Source organism: Enterobacter sp. 940_PEND, from assembly GCF_001059415.1.
Taxonomy (GTDB): Bacteria; Pseudomonadota; Gammaproteobacteria; order Enterobacterales; family Enterobacteriaceae; genus Enterobacter; species Enterobacter cloacae_M.
Window position 1 is genome coordinate 1 of the sequence record NZ_JUMS01000141.1, and the last position, 2,269, is coordinate 2,269.

Genomic DNA, 2,269 nt, shown 5'->3' on the forward strand with positions numbered 1-2,269 from the left:
GATTACATCGAAATGTTTTATAACAGTAAGCGTCGGCATGGTTCTAGCGAACAGATGTCACCGACAGAATATGAAAAACAGTATTATCAACGGCTCGGAAGTGTCTAGATTATCCGTGGCGATTCAGTACGTTATGTCACCAGAAATGAGACAGGTGAACCCGTTGTAAAAATGCCGGATGACGATGTGCTGAAGGAAGCAACTGAAAGCCTGGGGGTGTTGCCAGAGACTGGTATGGAAAGGGCTAAAGGCATTGTTCTGGTAGAAGGAAAGTCGGATGTCACTTTCCTGAGGCATGCGGCCAGTTCATTTAAACAATCAGGTGTGCTGCCAGCCTCTCTTGAGGACGTGAAAATTGTGCCAGTCCTCATAGGAGGATGCGGGAGCGTCAAACACTGGGTTACCTTAAATCTGGCCAACGATCTGGGGCTTCCCTGGTGCGTATTTCTGGACTCCGATATTGGGGGAGACCCTGCACAGGTTCTGTCCATTCAGAAACGTAAAAAAGAAGTGGAGGAAGCCGGTAAGGTATTCTTCGCCACGCGCAAACGTGAAATAGAGAACTATCTCTGCCCGGATCTGATCGAAGAAATTACCGGTGTAGCAGTCACGTTTACGGACACCTGTGACGCTAAAAAAATAATCGGCCGGGCTGTGGGAATGAAACCCGATAATGTGCTTGATAAATTCTGGCCCCAGATGACAGCGGAAAGAATAATCTCAAGATCAACCTATCATGACGGAACGCAGGAAAGAATTGAACTGATTGAGATCCTGAGCGACATTATTTCCATGACGAGATAATGTGTTAAAATAATCGCAGCTGCATATATTCCGGTCCACAGCAAAGGACCGGAGTATAGAATATAAAAAACCCGAAATTAATCGGGTTTTAATTATTTAACGTTTAACAGGATCCCGTGCCCGGGAGTGATTTAAAATTACGCTTATCATGGCGTTTTTGCAATCTTTATTTTTGACTGCCAAGCCATTTATTCATCTGCTCGATTTCACCTTTCTGAGCTTTAATGATGTCCTGCGCAAGCTTTCTCATTTCGGGATCTTTTCCGTATTTAAGCTCGGTCTCAGCCATTGCTATTGCTCCTTCATGGTGTGCGATCATACCTTTTGCAAAGGCCTTATCGGGATCGGGCTCATTAACGGCGGCCATCATTTTTTCATGCATGTCTTTCATGCCAGCCATATATTCCTGTGACGATGCCGATGAGTGCATATCTGACATTTTCATTTCCGAATGTTCGGCAGAAATTGCTGGCAGGGATAACATTAATATAACAAAAAGGGTGTTTTTGATTTTCATTTAATAAATCCTTTTCAGGTAGGTACCGGTTAATTGTAGCTGAGTCATATAAAAAAGCCCCCTGATGGGGGCAAAAATGTCACAACATATCCGGTTAAGGAATAATCTATCAAGGAAAGGGTAAAAAGCACGGATACTACAGTCGCATTCAGCCTACATTGATCATGCGGCGGTGCGCTTCGGCCATGGCCTGATGTGGGCCGGACTGACCGTTATTCATGAATTCATGGGCAACCGCTGCTCTTTCATGCTCATCCATCGCCGCGTAAGACGTTGAAGGGACGGTCGTGGATACTGTGTTATTTCCCATCATCTTCTGATGACTTTCCACCATTTTCTGGTGCGCATCTGCCGATCCGTTCGTCATGGTTTCATGAGCAATAATGGCCTGTTCATGCTGGTCCATACCGGTCATACGGGGAGCAGTCCCCTGGATCCCGACAGGAGCCGCAGCAGACTGCATCTGGTGAGCAGGGGCCTGTGCATTGTTGACGCGCTCATGGATATTCACGGTTTCAGTGGCCCAGGCCGAAGAAATTAAACCAAAGCCCAGCAAAGATGCTAATACGATATTTTTCATGATAACTCTCCATTTCTCAATTAATGATGTCCGGGGAAGTACAACCGGTGTTTTCAGTTTCATAACTTAAACAGGTTCGGCAGTTCTTATTTCTCCGGGAGATGGCTGGATATTCATTCCTGGCGTACTCTGACGCCGGGTATTGATGAAGCAATCCAGCCTTCCTGATAAGTTGCACTAATTATATCGAATGGCTTCTGTTTGCTGCATGACAGGCTAATGACATCTTTGTCATTTAAATCTTTATTCTCAGTGTTGGGGATCCGGAATCATTTTCTCCAGTCTGGGTACGGATAAAATAAAACGTGTCGAGCGTATATCCGATTCCACATGCACTCTTCCGTGATGTGCTTCCACGATTGACTTCA

General features: G+C 45.4%; 3 protein-coding genes and 1 pseudogene. 2 read left to right on the forward strand and 2 right to left on the reverse strand.

The genetic code is table 11. The features are described from left to right. The coding region (locus ADJ24_RS24605) for an IS3 family transposase (RefSeq protein ID WP_139152762.1) at positions 1-108 on the forward strand (108 nt) is incomplete at its 5' end. Between the two features lie 12 nt (positions 109-120). After that, a pseudogene (locus ADJ24_RS20120) lies at positions 121-804 on the forward strand (TOPRIM nucleotidyl transferase/hydrolase domain-containing protein); the annotation flags it as partial. 166 nt (positions 805-970) lie between these two features. Here ADJ24_RS20120 and copM read toward each other — a convergent pair. Further along, complete coding sequence (copM, locus tag ADJ24_RS20125; protein ID WP_006785879.1) at positions 971-1,321, reverse strand: CopM family metallochaperone; 351 nt, start codon at positions 1,319-1,321, stop codon at positions 971-973. A gap of 148 nt (positions 1,322-1,469) precedes the next feature. Continuing rightward, on the reverse strand, positions 1,470-1,901 hold the full coding sequence (gene silE, locus ADJ24_RS20130; protein WP_006785880.1) for a silver-binding protein SilE: 432 nt from the start codon (positions 1,899-1,901) through the stop codon (positions 1,470-1,472). Positions 1,902-2,269: the final 368 nt, after the last annotated feature.